The organism is Falsarthrobacter nasiphocae, from assembly GCF_031456275.1.
GTDB lineage: Bacteria > Actinomycetota > Actinomycetes > Actinomycetales > Micrococcaceae > Falsarthrobacter > Falsarthrobacter nasiphocae.
Genome location: NZ_JAVDUI010000001.1, coordinates 1,283,872 through 1,301,399 on the forward strand (window position 1 = coordinate 1,283,872; position 17,528 = coordinate 1,301,399).

A 17,528-nucleotide genomic window follows, 5' to 3' on the forward strand; every position below is an offset into this window, starting at 1 on the left:
ATGGATTTCAACGTCTTCACGCTCATCGGCCTCATCGCCGTCACCGCGGGAGTGATCTTCACGATCCTCCCCGTCCTCCCGGGGTCCTTCATCGCCCTCGCGGGCCTGCTCGTCTGGGCCATCGGCGAGTCCAACCCGGTCGGCTGGGGCGTCTTCGCCGTCTGCGGGATTCTGCTCGCGGCCGGGGCGTCCATGCAGATCCTCATGACGGGGCGGACGATGCGGCGGCATCGCATCCCGAACCGCAGCGTCGTCGTCGGCGTTGTTGCCGGCGTCATCCTCATGTTCATCGTCCCGATCGTGGGCCTGCCCCTCGGGTTCGCGGCCGGACTGTTCGGCATGGAGCTCGCCCGGCAGCGGGACATCGGCCTGGCCACGCGCTCGTCCGTGGCGGCGCTCAAGGCCACGGGAGTCGGGATCCTCGTCGAGTTCGGCCTGGCAGCGATCGCGGCCACGATCTTCGTGGGGGCGCTCCTCTTCTCGAGCTCCGTCTAGCGGCCATGCCGGAAGGGGACACGCTCGCGCGGCTCGCGGCCTCCTTGCAGGGGCTCACGGGTGCCGAGGTGCTCCGCACGGACTTCCGGTGGCCGTCTCTCGCCACGGTGGTGCTCGACGGCGCCCGGCTCACCTCGGTGCGGTCCGCGGGCAAGTACCTCCTCATGGAGTTCGCCGCCGCGGGGCGCAGTGTCACGCTCGTCAGCCACCTCCGGATGGAGGGGCGCTGGCGGGCGTTTCGCGTCTCAGAGGGAAACCCGGGTCTGCGCGGGCACCGGGTTCGGGCTGTCCTCACGCTCAGGCTGGGGGAGGCGGAGTACCGGCTTGTGGGCGCGAGCCTCGGGGAGCTGCGCCTCGTGGACACGCGGGACGTTCCGCGCGTGATCGCCCATCTGGGTCCGGACCCCCTGGACGAGGCTGTCCCGTTTGACGAGGCCGAGGCGGCCCGCCGCCTTGTCGAGACGCGGGGCGACGCCTCGGACACGAGCATCGGCGCGGCCCTCTTGGACCAGCGGCGGATTGCCGGGGTGGGCAACGTCATCCGGTCCGAGGTCCTGTTTCTCGCGGAGGTTGAGCCGCGGCGGGCCCTGAACGCCGTCGACCCCGCCCTGGCCCTCCACCTTGCGCGCATGAGCCGGGACGTCCTGCGGATCAACGCGGACCGCTCCCGCCGGACGACCCCGGCGGACTGGGCCGAGGCCACCTGGGTCTACGGCCGTGAGGGCGCGCCGTGCTTCCGCTGCGGAACCCCGGTCAGGCGTGAGGACCTGCCGGGGCTCGCAGCGGCGCGGCGGGTGTTCTGGTGCCCGCGCTGTCAGCGCTGAGCGCTGGTGATCTCGCCGGGTGCGGCGGATCAGTAGTTCGAGTCGGCCCGCTGGCGCTCGGAGTAGTTCGGGTAGACGTTGGTGCAGCTGGGGCCGGGGCCGCCGCCGGACATGAGCTCGGAGCACGGGCCCGAGTAGTGGTCAGGCAGGTTGCCGAGGACGTGCCCGGTCTCGTGGGCGACGACGCGGAGGGCGGGGTACTGGTTGGTCTGCGAGTAGTCGATCTGGATGGTGCCGTGGCCCGGGGAGTTCCAGCGGGCCGTTGAGCCCTCGCTGCCGTAGTTGCCCTCGTAGTACGTGATGTCGCCGCGGCCCGTGGTCCGCTGGAGGGTGACGCGGGTGAGGGAGCCGTTCCAGATCTGGGCGGACTGCGAGATGAGCGTCCGGTAGCTCGGCGCGTTGGCGTCGTTGTAGTAGATGACGGCGCGGACAAGGCCGGCCGCGTACTGGGAGGCCACTGCGCGGCGGGCCGGGACGGAGGACGTCTGCCCGTTGCCGCTCGCGAAGCCGGCGCTGGCGGACGTGCCCTTGACCTCGATCTGCGCGTACGGGTCCACGAGCTCGCCCGTCTTGGAGGAGTAGGCGAACCCCGTGGAGGAGGACGGGGCGGACGCGGGTGTCGCGGACGCGGCGGGGGCGGAGAGGGCTGCCAGTGAGATGAGAGCAGCGGCGCCGGAGAGAGCGCGGGTGCAACGGGAGTGAGTCATGAGTGCCTCCAGGGTGTGGGTCAAGCAGGGCGGGGAGGGCGAGAGGGCCCTCCCAGGTCAGGCCACCCGGGTGGCCCTGGTCACATGCTAGGCGTCCGAAGCGTTCTTGAATAGCCCCCACGGCGGGTCGGCCGGCGCCGGGGCCGCTGCACCCCGCCGCAACGAGGCCGCGACGCCTAGAATGGACCCATGAGCCCAAAGGTCGTCCCCGCGCGCGGAATGCGCGATATCCCACCCGCTTCGTTCCGCCGCCGCCAGCGCGTCCTGGACCTGATTCGGGGGGCTTACGAGGACCACGGGTTCGCTCAGATCGAGACGCCCGCCGTCGAGCCCATCGAGCGCATGCGCTCCGGACAGGGCGGCGACAACGAGTCCATGCTCTATGAAATCCAGCGGCGAGGCCTCGATCCGGAGGCGCCCGTGCTCCCGCGGGACGCCGTCGACTCCGCCCTCCGCTACGACCTCACCGTCCCCCTCACGCGCTTCTATGCGTCCAACCGGGCGGAGCTGCCCGAGGTCTTCCGCGCCTTCCAGACTGGCCCCGTGTGGCGGGCCGAGCGCCCCCAGAAGGGGCGCTACCGCCAGTTTGTCCAGTGCGACATCGACATCATCGGCGAGCCCGGCATCCTCGCCGAGGTGGAGCTCGTCACGGCAACCCTGGATGCCCTCGGTCGCCTGGGACTGCTCGACGGCGCCAGCGTTCGCGTCAACGACCGCCGGATCCTCACGGACCTGCTTGGCCGCGCGGGCGTGCCCGCCGAGCTCCAGGCCCGCACCCTCATCACCGTGGACAAGCTGGACAAGATCGGCATGGACGGGGTGCGCTCCGAGCTCGCCGAGGCCGTGGGCCTCGAGCCCGGGGTGGTCGACGCACTGACGGGGACCCTGGAGTCCATCGGCACCGAGACCCCGCTTGCCGAGATGGCAGGCGGCAAGGCGGAGCAGGCGGGGATCTCGCTGTACGACCTCGGCGTCGTCGCCCAGGCCGTCACGGAGGCCTTCCCGCAGGCGCGTTTGGTCTTCGATCCGACTCTCGTTCGGGGCATGGGGTACTACACGGGGCCGATCTTCGAGGTCTCGCACGCTGGCTCCGGCTCGTCCGTGGCCGGCGGCGGCCGCTATGACGGCGTGGTCGGCAAGTGGCTCGGGCGGGACGTCCCCGCGTGCGGGTTCTCCATCGGGTTCGAGCGCATCGTGGACCTCGTGGAGCTGCCGGAGGACGAGTCCCCGCGCGTGGCCCTCCTCTGCCCGGCGGGGGCGGACCCGCTCGAGGTGGCCCGAGCCAAGCGTGACGTGACCCGCGCGCTCCGGGACAAGGCCCTTGCGGGCGGGGTGGAGGCCCGCAAGGCCGCCGTCGCCATCCCGGTGACGCTCCCGCGGAAGCCGTCCGGCGCGTTCTTCGCGCGCCTCGGCGAGGCGGGATACACGCACTCCATCAGGCTGGGGCAGGGGCTGGAGGAGCTCAAGGCACTCTGAGGCGGGGCCGCATATCAAGAGAGTGGACGTGCGTTATATTAAACACGTCTCACTTGTCCTCTCCCGCAGGAGGGTCCCGTGCCGCGCCGCTCATTCCTTTCCACCGCCCGCCTCGCAGCTGCCACGGCTGCGGTGGCCGTGTTGCTGACCGCCTGACAGTCGGCGCCGAGCTCAGAGCCTGAGAAAGGGGCGCGCTCGCCCGTTCAGCTGGGAAAGGTGGACCCCTCCGCCGCGGACCCGCTGAGCCTCAGCAAGATTGACCCCCTTCTGACCGAGGACCCGGCCGTGGAGCAGGCGCGGAACCGTCACATCCTCGCGTGCGTGGAGAAGAAGGGCCACCGCTGGACGCCGCCCCCGCTGGCCGCTCGTCAGACGGTGCGCGGCCTTCTCGCACCCCGGCCCCTGTCTGTCAGTGACGCCCGTGCGCGCGGCTATGCATGGCCCGCGGGGGCGGGGGAAGCGGGCGCGCCCCGGGAAGACCCCAAGGTCGGGGAGCTGGTCCATGGATCGATGGAGAGCGGTTGGGCGAGCGGGGAGTGGCTCGGGGTCTCTCTGCAAAAAGCCAACGGCGGCTGCGAGGCAGAGAGCCTGTCCGCCTTCTACGGGTCAGTGAGTGACGGGATTGTGGCCACGTCTGTCCCTCCCGGCGCACTCGGCCCAACCGTCCACCAGGTGTTGGAGGACGAGGGGGTGAAGGAGATCCGGGCCGACTGGGCCGCGTGCATGAAGAAATCCGGGGAGACTCGGTATGGCGCGCCGGAGGCCCTTCAATCTGAGATGGAGATGGGCAGGAAGAACGATCGCGAGCTTGCGGTCAAGGACGCCACCTGCCGGGAATCCGTGAAGTTCGAGCCTCGGATGGAGAAGCTGCTCGCCCAGTACCTCACGCCCCTGCTCCAAAAGCGGGAGGCCGACTTCCAGGCCCTTCGCGAGATCCGGGAGCGGGGCAACAAGCGCGCCCAGGAACGATAAGGCGGGGCTGCGCGTCTGCAAACGTGCTCCCACGATTCCTCCCCGGCCCGCCTGCCGAACTACGTCATGATTGACCCATCCACGCATGGATTGAGGCGAGATTCCGCGGCTCGGAAGCCCCAAAGGTGGCGCCCTTTGGTTGAACATGTCGTGGTTTGACCAGGCGCCGTGGCTGGCGTGGGACCGAGCCAGAGAACCCACAACGCGCGCGGCGCAGAACCCCACAAACGGGAGCGGCGCGGACCCCCGTCAGGAGTCCGCGCCGCTCGTGGCGTTCACGCGCCCGCGGAAGGGCATTCACCCCCGCGTCATCGCGTCCGTGCCAGTGCGATCAGGCGTCCCGCCAGTCCTCGCCCAGCTCGGAGGCGAAGTCCGCGCGGTCGATCTTGCGGTGGTAGCGCATGCCCGCTGCGCCGCCGGCCATGGCCGCGAGGAGCGAGAGGACCAGCACGGCGGCCATGGAGATGAGGGCGGCCGGGCTGGAGAGCGTGTCCATGCTCGGGACCCACTTGCTCACGGTGCCGGACGGCAGGGCCGAGATCCCGAAGATGCCCGCAACCGTGAGAGCGGCCGTCACGGCCACGAACCACAGCCACACGCCGAGGCCCTGGGCCACACCGGAGAAGCGGGCCATCCGGCCAGCCACGTAGCCGCCCGCCGCGAAGGCGATGGCCAGGATGAGGCCCGCGACGACGGCTGCGATGATGCCGTTCTGGCCGGTCAGGGCCTGGCCGGTCGTGTAGGACTGGATCTGGCGCGTCGCCTGGGCGCTCGTCGTGTTGTTGACGTAGGACGCCACACCGAAGATCGCTCCCGTCAGGAGGGAGAGCAGCCCGAGCATGCCCATGGCCGTGATCCACCCGAAGAAGCCGCTGCCCAGCCGGATTCCGCCGAACGCGGCCTTCTCGTACTCGAGCACGGCGAGGCGGTTCCGGTACTCGGAGTCGTTCGCGCTCCGGCGGTTCGAGGCCAGGGTGTCCTCGGCGCTGGTGTCCGCGCGGCGGAGGAAGGGGGTGTCCTCGTCCTTGCGGCGCTCCGCCGTGAGGCGGTCCTCGTCGGCCGCGACCGCCGCCGCGCCGGCCAGGCCGGCGCTCGAGGAGACCGGCATGGCGCTCGTGTCAGAGGACACGGGCCGCACCGCGGACGGGGTGCCTGCCGGCTGAGCGGGGACGGGGCGGTGAGCGCGCGTCGTCGTCTCCTCCGCAGGCTCGTCCCACTGGCCGGGGACGTACTCCCCGACCTCGTCGTCGTCGAACCCGTTGAGGAAGTCCGGCTCCGGGCGGGTCCCCTGGGCGCCGACGCCCGCGAGGCCCGAGGGGCGGTCAGCGTTCTCGACGACCGAGTTGCGGGACGGCGAGGCGGCCGGGCCCGCACCCGAGGATGCGGGGGCCGCACCCCGGGTCACCTCGTCCTGGCCGGCCGCGTGGGCCGAGCCAGCGGGGGAGATGCCGGCCGAGCCGACATGCTCGAAAGCCTGCGTGGCCGGCGCGTTGGGCGACGGCGCGGTGCCGACGAAGCCGGTCGGCGGGTTTGGGTCGTCCCCGGCGGGACGGGCCCCGCCGCCCCGAGCCGCTGCGGCGTCACGCGCTAGGCGCTCGCCGAGGGTCGGGGCGGCGGGGGCGTCGTCGTCCCCCGGCTGGTGCTGGCTCACCGCAGAGGAGTCCCCGTAGCGCCGCGTGTGCCTCAGTGCGCTGGAGCCGCTTGGGCGCGTCTCGGGCGATGCCTCCCGGGGGAGTCCTTCGTCGAGGGGCTGTCGGTTGTCCGGGCTCTGGTCACTCGGGTTCATGGGGATCCTCCGCTGGCGTCCTGATGTGCTGACTGCCAGCCTAGTCGTTTGTCTCACGGGCGTGCGAGGCCCGGGAGGCTTCGAGCTTGGCTCCCTCGACGTCAGCGTCCGGCAGGATCCGGTCAAGCCAGCCCGGAATCCACCAGGCCTTGTCGCCGAGCAGGTGCAGCACAGCGGGGGTGAGCGTCATGCGGATGACGAAGGCGTCGATGAGCACGCCGAACGCGAGCCCGAAGCCCATGGGCTTGATCATCGTCTCGTGCGAGAAGATGAAGCCCGCAAACACGGACACCATGATGAGCGCCGCGACGGTCACCACACGGGCGCCGTGGTTGAAGCCGGTTCGCACGGCGCGGCGTGCGTCCTCGCCGTGGACGTGGGCCTCCCGCATGCCGGAGACGAGGAACATCTGGTAGTCCATCGCGAGCCCGAAGAGGATGCCCACGACCATGGTCGGCAGGAAGCTGAGGATCGGCCCCGGCTGGTTCACCTGGAACAGGTCCGCCAGGAAGCCGTCCTGGTAGATCGCGACGACGGCGCCCAGCGTGGCAAAGAGCGAGAGCAGGAATCCGGCCGTGGCGATGAGCGGAACGAGGATGGAGCGGAACACGAGGAGCAGAAGGATGAGCGAGAGGCCCACGACCACCGCGAGGTAGACGGGAAGCGCCTTCGCGAGCGTCTGCGAGACGTCGATCTGGATGGCCGACTGGCCGGAGACGTGCATGAGCGCGCCTGTCTCGTCCTTCACAGAGGCCTGCTCGGACTTGAGCGTGTTGACGAGGTCCTTTGTTGAGTCAGAGGCCGGGCCCTCCTTGGGGATCACCTGGATGACGCCCGTCTGTCGGTTCTCGGAGAGGGCCCCGGGCACGGCGGCCACGACGTCGTCGTTGGCGCGGACGCGGTCCGCAACCTTGTACTGGATGTCCTTCGCTTCCTTCTCGCTGAGGCCCTCGGGCAGGTCGGTGACGATGACGAGGGGGCCGTTGGCGCCTTCCCCGAAGTTGTCGGCGACGACCTTGTAGGCCTTGTACTGGGTGGACTCGGAGGCCTCGGAGCTGGCGTCCGGGAGGGCCAGCTTGAGGTGGGCGGCCGGGATGGCGAGGAGCCCGAGGGCGATCACGGACACCGCGACCGTCAGCCACGGCATCCGCGTGACGATGGCCCCCCAGCGGCGGTCGGCGACCTGGTGGTCGGCGACGGTGCTGCCGGAGGTGATCTGCTTCTCGTTCTTCTCCGCGATGGCCCGCATCTTCTTCGGCATCGCATGGCGGCCGATGAGGGAGATGAGCGCGGGGGTCAGCGTCAGCGCCACAAGAACGGACACGGCGATCGTCGCGGCACCGACGAGGCCCATGGTGCCGAGGAAGGGGATGCCCGTGACGGTGAGCGCGGCGAGGGCGATGATGACCGTCAGGCCGGCGAACGTCACGGCGTTGCCCGCAGTGCCGACGGCGAGGGCAATGGACTCGATCTTGTCGAGGCCCTTGAGCCGGTTGGAGCGGTAGCGGTTGATGATGAAGAGCGAGTAGTCAATGCCGACGGCGAGGCCGAGCATGGAGCCGAGCGTCATGGAGACGGACGTGAACTCGATGAGACCGGAGAGAGCGACCGTGCCGCCGATTCCGACGCCGACGCCAACGATTGCGGTCAGCAGCGGCAGGCCAGCGGCGATGAGCGTGCCGAGCATGATGAAGAGGAGGATGCCGGCGATGACCACGCCGATGATCTCGCTGGGGCCTGCGAGGGAGGGAGTCTGGCCGACGATCTCCCTGGAGTACTCGACGTTGATGCCCTTGTCCGCGAGGGGCTTCAAGGCGTCCTGGATGGCCTGGCGGTCCTCTTCCTGGAGGGACTCGGCCTGGACATCGAACTGGAGGGACACGAGTGCGGCCTTGCCGTTCTCGGAGACGAACCTCAGGCCCTCCGTGGAGTCGGTCTGCTTCTTGCCCTCGGCGACCTGCTTGGCCCCGTCGTCCAGCTTCTTCTGGGCGGCGGCGAGCTCCTTGCGGCCGGCGTCGATCTTGGCCTGGCCCTCCTTGAGCTGGGCCAGCTGGGGCGCGATCTGCTGCTCCGCTGCGGCGGCCTGCTCAGTCATGCCGGCGGCCTTGAGCTGGGCGATCTGGGCCTGGGCGGCGGCGAGCTGCTTCTTGCCGGCGTCGAGCTGCTTCTGGGAGTCGTCGAGCTTCTTCTTGCCCGCGTCGATCTTGGCCTGGGCCGCCTTCTGCTGGGCAGGGAACTCGGCGACCTTCTTCTTGCCGTCGTCCAGCTGCTTCTGCATGGCGAAGGGGTCGCGGACGGAGTCAACGTGGTTGAGCTTCTTCAGCTCCTTGACCGAGTCAGCAACAGCCTTCTTCTGCTCTTCCGTGAAGGGCGTGGAGGACGTGAGGGCCACCTGGCCCTGCCCGCCCGAGGCGGAGGGGAGCTCCGTCTTGAGGCGCTCCAGGGTCTGGTAGGACTCCGAGGCGGGGAGCTTGAACGAGTTGACGAACGTGCCGTGGAACGCGGCCGCGGAGCCGCCAACGGCCATGAGGATCACAAGCCAGACGCCGATAAACGCTGCCTTGTGGCGGGCGGCGGCCCGACCGAGTCGGTACAGAAGAGAAGCCATGTGTGCCTAGCTTTCGGTTGGGGTGGAGCTGAAGTTCGGGTGGTCGAGATGGGGGCCGAGGCCCGCGAGGAAGAGGGACATCATGCGGTCCACGGTGTCGACAAGGACGGGCCTCAGGGGTGCTGTGGGGTTCTCGCGGTGCGCGGCGGCGATGGCCTCGCAGCCCGCGTCTCCGCTCGCGGTGATGGCTTTGACGAGCGCCCGGAGCACGAGGGGGTCCTTGTTGTGGACGCGCGGGGCGAGGGTCGCCTCGAGCTGCTCGCACAAGTGGTCCCAGCCTTGGAGGCGGAAGGCGTGCAGCTCAGGCGTGTGGCTCGTGAGGGGATGGAGGCGGGCGATCACGCGTGCGGTCTTCTCGTCTGGGGCGACGGTGCGCAGGGCGGCGTCGAGGACGTCCTCGACGGGCATGTCGTCCGGCTGGGCCGCGAGGACCTCCCCGAGCTCTTCGATGAGGGCGGTCAGCGGCGCGAGGGCGGCCTCGGTGATGGAGCTGAAGTAGTTGAAGAACGTGCGGCGCGAGCATCCCGCGGCCCCGGCGACGTCGGACGCCGTGAACTCCCCGAATCCGCGCGTGAGAAGGAGGTCGGCGGTGGCGGTGACGATGGCGTCCCGGGTCCGCTGGCGGTTGAGGGCGTGCTTGGAGGCGTGCCTCGCGGGCGCGCACAGCCGCAGCGAGAGCTGGGGGCGCGGGGGCGGGGCTTTGGGCATGACTTCAGCCTAGACGCATCTTTCTGCACTCTGTGCATACTGTGACGCGTCTCTCCTTTCTGTCGCCCCGGCGGCTCAGGAGGCGGACGACGACGGGGGCCGCGGGACTCGGCCCCCGTCCGCCGTGATCAGCTGCCCGAGAGGTAGGCGTGGACGAGCGGAATGACGCCCGCGCCCTCACCTGCAGCCGAGGCCACGCGCTTCATCGAGTTGGCCCGGATGTCCCCGGCCGCGAAGAGGCCCGGGATCGAGGTCGCGAGCGGCGCCGGCGGGCGGCCGCCCCGCCAGAGGCGCTGGTCGACGTCCGAGCCCGTGCAGATGAACCCGTTCTGATCCCGGCCGAGCTCCTCGGGGAACCACGAGGTGTCCGCCGTCGCGCCGAGAAGCAGGTACAGGCCGTCCGCCGGCACCGTGTGGTTGGTCGCGTAGCTGCCGATCCGCTTGCGGAGAGTCAGCCACTCAAGATGCCCGTCGCCGCCCGCGTCCACGACCTCCGTGCCCGGCTTGACGGTGATGCGGTAGTTCGCGTTGATCTCGCGGATGAGGTAGTCGCTCATCGTGTCCTCCAGGCTGTCCCTGCGGATGATGATGGCCACGTGCTGAGCGAACTTCGAGAGGTGGATGGCCGCCTGGCCTGCGGAGTTTCCGCCACCGACGACGAAGACCGTCTTGCCGGCCATCGCCTGCGCCGTGGCCGAGGCCGCCCCGTAGTGGACGCCCGCGCCGGTTAACTCATCCACCGAGTCAATCCCGATCCGGCGGTAGGACACACCTGCAGCGGCGACGACGGCCCGAGACCGGACCGTCCTGCCGGGGAGGCCGAGGGTGAACAGGCCGTCGTCGTCCTTGGTGATGTCCTGCACCGGCATGGCTGCGTAGAACCGCGCGCCAAAGCGCGCCGCCTGGGAGCGGGCGCGCTGGGTCAGGCGCATGCCGGAGATCCCCCGCGGAAAGCCGAGGTAGTTGCGGATCATCGAGCTCGTCCCGGCCTGGCCGCCAATGGCATCCGCGTCGAAGACGGCCGTGGTGAGCCCCTCCGACGCCCCGTACACCGCCGCAGCAAGGCCCGCGGGTCCGGCGCCCACGATGGCGAGGTCGAGCACGCCATCCTCAAGGCCGTTGATGTCTGCGTTGATTGGGCGAGCCACTTCCTCGACCGACGGGTCGGAGTAGTAGGACTTCTCGCCGATGGCAACGATGGGGTATTCGCCCTCGACCCCGTGGTCCTTGGCGGCGGCGAGAACCCGCTGGCCGTCCTCGCTCTCGGGGTGGTGGACCGTGGAGGGCACGCCCATGCGCGAGGTGAAGTCGAGGAGGCGCGCCAGGCGCGGCGTGCTCTTCGGCGCCACGGCCTCGATGACGAAGACCTCCGGACGGGACGATGTCCATGCCCACTCGGAGAGCATCTCCGTGACGGCCGTGTGGAACTCCTCGTCCCGGAGGCCTCGGGGGACGACGAACGCGAGATCGATCCTGCCCTCGGCCACAGCCGGGAGGTAGGCCTGCTGGGAGTCTTCAGAGACCCACCGGGTCATGGCGCCGAGACGCTTGGCCGTGGGGACGAGGCGGTGGATCGCCTCCATGACATCCAGGCCAATCCCGTCCGAGAGCTCATACTCGGACACGACGAGCGCCAGCGGGGCGTCGTCGAGCTCGTGGACAAAGGCGATGGCCTCCGAGCCGGAGGAGAAGCACTCGACGCGGTAGTCCTGCGCGTAGCGCGCGAATTCGCGGTCCAGGGTGGGGAGGCACTCGTCGCCGACGAGGAGGATGACGGGAGTGGGGCGGGTGCTCGGCGGCTCAGCGGAGCGAGGGGAATCAGATGGGGTCACCTTAGTATTCTCGCAGGCGGGCGGCGGGATAGTGTTGTGATATCACCCAACCTTGTCGAGGAGGACTTGTGTCTGAGACCCACCGCACGCATGACAGTCGGGAACCGCGCTTCGCCGGCCCGGGGCACGACGACCTCAACTTCGTCGACGAGGTCGAGGCACAGGTCCGCGCCTGGCTGGAAACCGCTCAGACCATCCCCGCAGACTCCTCGGCGCAGCAGCTTGCGGACCTCCTCAAGGACCCGGACGGCCTCGACTTCACGGTCGGGTTCGTCGACGGCGTGATCCGCCCCGAGGATTCCCGTGTGGCCGCCCGCAAGCTCGCCGAGCTCGCGCCCCGCGCGCCCAAGTTCCTCCCCTGGTACATGCGCGGCGCGGTCCAGGCCGGCGGCATCGTCGGCCGCGCTGGCCGCCCTGGTGCCGAGGTCGTCGTCCCCGCCGCGCGGAAGGTGCTCCGGGACATGGTCGGCCACCTGATCGTGGACGCGAGCGAGGACAAGCTCGGCCCCGCCATCAAGCACCTCAAGGAGCGCGAAGGCATCCGCCTCAACATCAACCTCCTCGGCGAGGCCATCCTCGGCTCCGGCGAGGCCGCGCACCGCCTCGAGGGCACGCGCACCCTGCTGGCGCGGGATGACGTCGACTACGTCTCCATCAAGGTCTCCTCGACGGTCAAGCCCCACAACCCGTGGGCCTTCGACGAAGCCGTCGACCACGTCGTGCAGTCCCTGACGCCGCTCTACCGGCTCGCCAAGGAGAGCCCCACGCCGAAGTTCATCAACCTCGACATGGAGGAGTACAAGGACCTCGGCATGACCATCGAGGTCTTCCAGCGGATCCTCGACCAGGCCGAGTTCAAGGACCTCGAGGCGGGCATCGTCCTCCAGGCGTACCTGCCCGACGCGCTCGGGGCCTACATGAACCTCCTCGAATGGTCCAAGAAGCGGCGCATCGGCGGCGGGGCACCCATCAAGATCCGCCTCGTCAAGGGCGCCAACCTGCCCATGGAGATCGTCGAGGCCTCCCTCCACGACTGGCCCGTGGCCACCGTGTCCTCCAAGCAGGACGCGGACACCAACTACAAGCGAGTCCTCGACCACGCCCTCAAGCCGGAGAACGTCAAGCACGTCAAGATCGGTGTGGCGGGCCACAACCTCTTCGACGTCGCCTTCGCGTGGATCCTCGCCGGGCGCCGGGGCGTGCGCGACGGCATCGACTTCGAGATGCTCCTCGGCATGGCCAGCGGCCAGGCGGAGGCGGTGCGCCGGGACGTCGGCGGCCTCCTCCTCTACACGCCGGTGGTCCACCCCTCAGAGTTCGACGTCGCCATCGCCTACCTCATCCGCCGCCTCGAGGAAGGGGCGAGCCAGGAGAACTTCATGTCCGCCGTCTTCGAGCTGGACAAGAACGAGGAGCTCTTCCAGCGGGAGAAGCAGCGGTTCGTGGCCTCCCTCGAGGCGCTCATGGCCAACCGGGACCTCGTCCCCGGCCCCGCCCGCACGCAGGACCAGTCCAAGGCGTCCAACTCGCTTGTCAGCACGGACGGCTTCCACAACGAGCCGGACACGGACCCGGCGCTCCCCGCCAACCGGGCGTGGGGACGCAAGATCCTCTCCCGGGCCACGGGCTCCAAGTTCGGCACGGACGAGGTCACGCAGGCCACCATCTCCAACGAGGCCACCATCGAGAAGGTCCTCGCCCGCGGCGTCGAGCTCGGCAAGACCTGGGGCGCGCTGCCCGCCGAGGAGCGCGCGAACGTCCTCGACCGCGTGGGCCAGCTCATCACCGAGCACCGCGCCGAGCTGCTCGAGGTCATGGCGTCCGAGGCCGGCAAGACCCTGGACCAGGGCGACCCGGAGGTCTCCGAGGCCGCGGACTTCGCTCACTACTACGCGGAGCGCGCTCGTGAGCTCGACTCCGTCCCCGGCGCCGAGTTCGTGCCCTCGAACCTGACCGTCGTCACGCCGCCGTGGAACTTCCCCGTGGCCATCCCGGCCGGGTCTGCGCTCTCCGCGCTCGCGGCAGGCTCCGCAGTCATCTTCAAACCGGCGCCCCAGGCCAACCGCTGCGGCGCCGTCGTCGTCGGTCTCATCCGCCGCGCCCTTCAGGAGGCCGGGCACGATCCCGACATCGCGCGCCTTGTCGTCCTCTCGGACGAGCAGCGGCTCGGCGAGCGCCTCATCGCGGACTCCCGCGTTGACCGCGTCATCCTCACGGGCGCATTCGAGACGGCCGAGCTCTTCCGCTCCTTCCGCAAGGACCTGCCCGTCCTCGCAGAGACGAGCGGCAAGAACGCCCTCATCGTCACGCCGAGCGCGGACCTCGACCTCGCGGTCAAGGACCTCGTGGCCTCCGCCTTCGGGCACGCCGGCCAGAAGTGCTCCGCCGCGTCTCTCGTCATCCTCGTGGGATCCGTGGGCAAGTCCGAGCGGTTCCAGCGGCAGCTTGTCGATGCGGTGTCCTCCCTCGTCGTCGGCCTCCCGCGCCAGGCGACCACGCAGATGGGGCCGGTCATCGAGCCGGCCCAGGGGAAGCTGCTCGACGGCCTGACGAAGCTCGGCCCGGGCGAGTCCTGGCTCGTTGAGCCCAAGAAGCTCGACGAGAGCGGCCGCCTCTGGACCCCTGGCGTGCGAGACAACGTCAAGCCCGGCAGCGAGTACCACCTCACCGAGTACTTCGGGCCGATCCTCGGCATCATCCGCGTCAAGACCCTCGCCGAGGCCGTCCGCGTCCAGAACCAGGTGGAGTATGGCCTCACTGCGGGTCTCCACTCCCTGAACATGGACGAGCAGCGGTACTGGGTGGAGCGTGTCCAGGCGGGCAACCTCTACATCAACCGCGGCATCACGGGGGCCATCGTGCGCCGGCAGCCGTTCGGCGGCTGGAAGCGCTCCGCCGTGGGTGCGGGCACGAAGGCTGGCGGCCCGAACTACCTCATCGGCCTCGGCTCATGGAAGAAGTCCAAGTACCGCGGCGGCCAGGGCCGCGAGCTCACGGACGGCGCGCTGGAGCACGGCGAGTCCACCGTCCAGGCGCGCGTCATCCTCGACGCGGCCCGTGCGGTGCTCGGCGGCGAGGAGCTCGGCTTTGTCCGGCAGGCCCTGGCGAACGACGCCTCCGCGTGGGGCACCGAGTTCGGCGTGGTCAAGGACGTCTGCGGACTCGTGGCGGAGCAGAACATGTTCCGCTACCTGCCGATGCCCGGCGTTGAGATCCGCTACGAGGACTCCGCGTCCCTCGGGGACCTCGTCCGCGTGCTCGGCGCCGCGGCCACGGTGGGCGGCGAGCTCACGGTGTCCTCCGACGTCGAGCTCCCGGCGGCCCTCATGGCTGCGGCTCACTCTCGCGGCTGGAAGGTCAATGTCGAGTCCCGCCATGAGTGGCTGACGCGCGCGAGCCGCCGGCCCAAGGGCGTGTCCGGTGCGGGCCGCGTCCGCCTCGTCGCCGGGTCGGACGCCGCCGCGCGGGCCACGATTGCGCGCGAGCTCATGGAGGCCGTGGACGGGCGCCCCGACGTGGCCGTCTACGCGGGCGAAGTCGTCTCGGCCGGCCGCGTTGAGCTGCTGCCGTTCCTGCGCGAGCAGGCCGTCAGCCGCACCGCGCACCGCTTCGGCAACCCGGTCCCGGCCCTGGTGCTGTAGGAACTGACCGCGAGGCGGCTGGCCGTAGGGCGGTTGGCCTCGGGGTGGCTGGCCGCCCCGCGATCCGCCTCACGACTGCGGCCGCTCGGAATGGATTCCTCCGTTCCGAGCGGCCGCAGTCGTTGTGTCGGTGGCTCGACGACTAGGAGCCGTCGAACTCCTCGAGCCACTCCTCGAGGGACGCGTACTGGATTCCCTGAGGGCCATCCGGGTCGTAGCGGACGATCTGGCCGGCGGTGCCGTTGGGGCCCGGATCGCAGTCGACGCAGTCGAAGCCGCCCGTGCCGAAGTCATACAGCGGGACCCAGCCGCGGCGGTAGAAGCCGTTCTTGAGGACGCCGGGCTTGTCCTCGCTCAGGTTCTGCGAGTCTGCGGAGCCGTCGCCGTACTCCTCCTGGAGCTCCTCGAGCTCCTCGGCGATCTCCAGGGCAGCTTCGAGGCTGGGGAATTCACCCAAGCTCATGCCGTTGTGAACCCGGAGCACCTGCTTGTACGTCTCAGGGAACGTCACGCCGAAGGCCTTCTCGGCTTCCGCGATCTCCTCGTCAGTGGCCGGGCCGTTCCAGTCATCGGCATCAAAGTCCAGTTCCTCGGTGATGCGGTCGAGGTGCTTCTTGACGTCTTCACTGTTCATGGTGTTCTCCTTCGCGGTGCTGGTCAGGCGAGATTGATGTCGGTGATGGGGGTACCCGGGGGAAGATCCTTGACCTTGTTGTAGACCTGGGCGTTGAAGGTCCAGTACACGTCCATGTTGTTGACCTCGAAGTTCGAGATCTCTTCCTCCCCGCCCAGGAAGGCGGGGACCTTGAGGCCGATGCAGTCGGTGAACTTCAGTCCGTACACGCCCAGGGCGTCGAAGGACTTCTCCATGACGTCGGCCTCGAGCAGATTCGTGGCGTCATCGCTCTGGAGAAGAAACGCAATGGTCTCCTGGTAGTCCGCGAGCGGGCTGGCTTCCATGAAGGCCGAATCCGCGCGGAGGGCGACATCGTTACCCTCGATCTGAACGCGGCAGAAGTGGCGACCGCGCCAGTCCACAGCGAAGGGGGTGAGCTCGTTCGCGCGCTCGCCGAAGAAGTCCCGGAGGTTCTCGAGCGCGAGGGCGCCCGATTCCTCATTGTGGAAGCGGAGCAGGCCATTGTTGAACGTGGTCCCTGGGAGGTTGTTCTCGGTGATGACAGGGCCGAGGACCTCAGGGGCGTAGGGGCGGGTGTTGGGTTCTGTCGTCGTGAGAGTGAGTGCCACGATGCTGCCTTCCTGAAGAGGAGTGGTGATGCCAGCCTATGACAGCATGCCGGGCTGAGCGCTACCCCTCCGTGTCGTTCAGTGGGGGAGTGGAGGTTGCGGGTCCGGGGTCCAATCGGGGAAGCCTTCGAAACCCTCAGGGAGGTTCACGCGCGAGTTTTCGGGCAGGTTAGGCAGGGTCTCCGGGAAACCCAGCTGCTGGCGGATGATCAGGGCATCTGTCTCCAGTGCGCGGGCGTAGTCCTCCCGGCTCCAGCCGATATCGTTGCCGAAGGGGAACCCATTGACGAGGTTGGTGAGGGCGATCATTTCCTCGAAGTAGGTGTGGTACATCGACACAGGGTCGGGCCTCCACCCCCTGCTTGGGTTTTCGAGAGTTCCATAAAAAGAATCTTCCCGCAGGTCGTGGTAAGCGAGTCTTTTTATTTTCCGAGAAGCAACCGAGCGGTAGGGTGAATCGAGCCTGGATTTGGCATTGGTTGGTTTGCTAAAGAGGTTGGCATACCCCGTCAGATTCGTCTTTTCCGCGCACCACCGAAAAGTAGGCATGGAGTAGTAAATTGATTTCCATGCGTGTGGAGGGAGTGCCAAAACTTGCGTTACTTTCCCTCGGAAGAGAAGCTCGAGTGGCTCGGTCAGCTCGGCCATCGCGAAGAGCAAAGCAAACTCAAGTTGGATCTGCCATGCATCGTACTTAGAGCGGCACTTGATCTGGCCGGCTGCTTTGCGGCCAAGATACTTCTTCACGTCTTTGATGCCGGAGGTGTGCGCGAGGTTAACGGCCGCCTTGAGGAGTCGGTCGGCCTCTTTTTCCAGGACAGGGTCGAAGATCGGGTCACTCATGAGTGGAAATACACCCCTTCCCTAGTTTGAATGGAATTCGGTCACAGGGGTAGCTGGAGGTGCGTCTTTTACGGCCGACTGGCGTGCAAACTTTCTTGCCTCCAGGCTGCCGACCTTCCATCGCAGCTGGGCACCAACACCGCGGTTGACCGACTGATCCAGGCGCTGAAGGTCGTCAACCCTGTCTTTCCCGCCGAACTGAAGGTCGACCTTGTGGTCCAGATCGTACCCCTTCAGCGCCTTGCGGACGAGCTCCCGGCGTCCGCGCCGCAGGCTCGCCGGGGACGGATCACTTCTCTGGTTCAAAGACTCCCAGGCCTCCGGCAGCTCCTTCGGTGAACCGGATCATCCAATCGCGGGGCGAGCCAACATTTCCAATCCATCCGGACTG

The 17,528-nt window shown here is 68.8% G+C and carries 13 protein-coding genes; 5 read left to right on the top strand and 8 right to left on the bottom strand.

All coding sequences use genetic code 11. From position 1 onward, the window contains the following. On the top strand, positions 1-495 hold the full coding sequence (locus J2S35_RS05775) for a DUF456 domain-containing protein (protein ID WP_309850853.1): 495 nt from the start codon (positions 1-3) through the stop codon (positions 493-495). A 5-nt stretch (positions 496-500) separates the two neighbouring features. Continuing rightward, positions 501-1,319, top strand: a complete 819-nt coding sequence (locus tag J2S35_RS05780) for an Fpg/Nei family DNA glycosylase (RefSeq protein WP_309850854.1) — start codon at positions 501-503, stop codon at positions 1,317-1,319. Between the two features lie 29 nt (positions 1,320-1,348). Here J2S35_RS05780 and J2S35_RS05785 read toward each other — a convergent pair whose 3' ends face one another. Beyond that, positions 1,349-2,026 (bottom strand): snapalysin family zinc-dependent metalloprotease, encoded by a 678-nt coding sequence (locus J2S35_RS05785; RefSeq protein ID WP_309850857.1) that lies wholly within the window; start codon positions 2,024-2,026, stop codon positions 1,349-1,351. Between the two features lie 189 nt (positions 2,027-2,215). Between J2S35_RS05785 and J2S35_RS05790 the strand changes: the two genes are divergently transcribed. Both J2S35_RS05790 and J2S35_RS05795 read left to right on the top strand, forming a co-directional pair. After that, positions 2,216-3,502, top strand: coding sequence for a histidine--tRNA ligase (locus tag J2S35_RS05790; protein WP_309850858.1), 1,287 nt, complete (start codon positions 2,216-2,218; stop codon positions 3,500-3,502). 216 nt (positions 3,503-3,718) lie between these two features. Beyond that, complete coding sequence (locus J2S35_RS05795; protein WP_309850869.1) at positions 3,719-4,474, top strand: hypothetical protein; 756 nt, start codon at positions 3,719-3,721, stop codon at positions 4,472-4,474. Between the two features lie 331 nt (positions 4,475-4,805). Here the strand turns inward: J2S35_RS05795 and J2S35_RS05800 are convergent, their stop codons facing one another. The 4 genes from J2S35_RS05800 to J2S35_RS05815 all read right to left on the bottom strand — a co-directional run bounded on the left by J2S35_RS05800 (position 4,806) and on the right by J2S35_RS05815 (position 11,408). Next, positions 4,806-6,260, bottom strand: coding sequence for a hypothetical protein (locus J2S35_RS05800; RefSeq protein ID WP_309850870.1), 1,455 nt, complete (start codon positions 6,258-6,260; stop codon positions 4,806-4,808). A 40-nt stretch (positions 6,261-6,300) separates the two neighbouring features. Beyond that, positions 6,301-8,868 carry an MMPL family transporter gene (locus tag J2S35_RS05805; protein ID WP_309850871.1) on the bottom strand — a complete coding sequence of 856 codons (2,568 nt, stop codon included), beginning with the start codon at positions 8,866-8,868 and terminating at the stop codon, positions 6,301-6,303. A 6-nt stretch (positions 8,869-8,874) separates the two neighbouring features. Continuing rightward, complete coding sequence (locus J2S35_RS05810) at positions 8,875-9,576, bottom strand: TetR family transcriptional regulator (RefSeq protein ID WP_309850872.1); 702 nt, start codon at positions 9,574-9,576, stop codon at positions 8,875-8,877. Between the two features lie 128 nt (positions 9,577-9,704). Then, positions 9,705-11,408, bottom strand: coding sequence for an FAD-dependent oxidoreductase (locus tag J2S35_RS05815; protein WP_309850873.1), 1,704 nt, complete (start codon positions 11,406-11,408; stop codon positions 9,705-9,707). 68 nt (positions 11,409-11,476) lie between these two features. On the opposite strand from J2S35_RS05815, the gene J2S35_RS05820 reads away from it, so the two are divergent. Next, positions 11,477-15,049 (top strand): bifunctional proline dehydrogenase/L-glutamate gamma-semialdehyde dehydrogenase, encoded by a 3,573-nt coding sequence (locus J2S35_RS05820; protein ID WP_309850875.1) that lies wholly within the window; start codon positions 11,477-11,479, stop codon positions 15,047-15,049. Between the two features lie 142 nt (positions 15,050-15,191). On the opposite strand, the gene J2S35_RS05825 is transcribed toward J2S35_RS05820, so the two are convergent. From J2S35_RS05825 to J2S35_RS05835, 3 genes are all read right to left on the bottom strand, one after another. After that, on the bottom strand, positions 15,192-15,683 hold the full coding sequence (locus J2S35_RS05825) for an SMI1/KNR4 family protein (RefSeq protein WP_309850878.1): 492 nt from the start codon (positions 15,681-15,683) through the stop codon (positions 15,192-15,194). 23 nt (positions 15,684-15,706) lie between these two features. Further along, positions 15,707-16,294: a T6SS immunity protein Tdi1 domain-containing protein gene (locus J2S35_RS05830; RefSeq protein ID WP_309850881.1), complete on the bottom strand. Its 588-nt coding sequence runs from the start codon at positions 16,292-16,294 to the stop codon at positions 15,707-15,709. A 78-nt stretch (positions 16,295-16,372) separates the two neighbouring features. Further along, positions 16,373-17,137: a hypothetical protein gene (locus J2S35_RS05835; protein ID WP_309850884.1), complete on the bottom strand. Its 765-nt coding sequence runs from the start codon at positions 17,135-17,137 to the stop codon at positions 16,373-16,375. Positions 17,138-17,528: the final 391 nt, after the last annotated feature.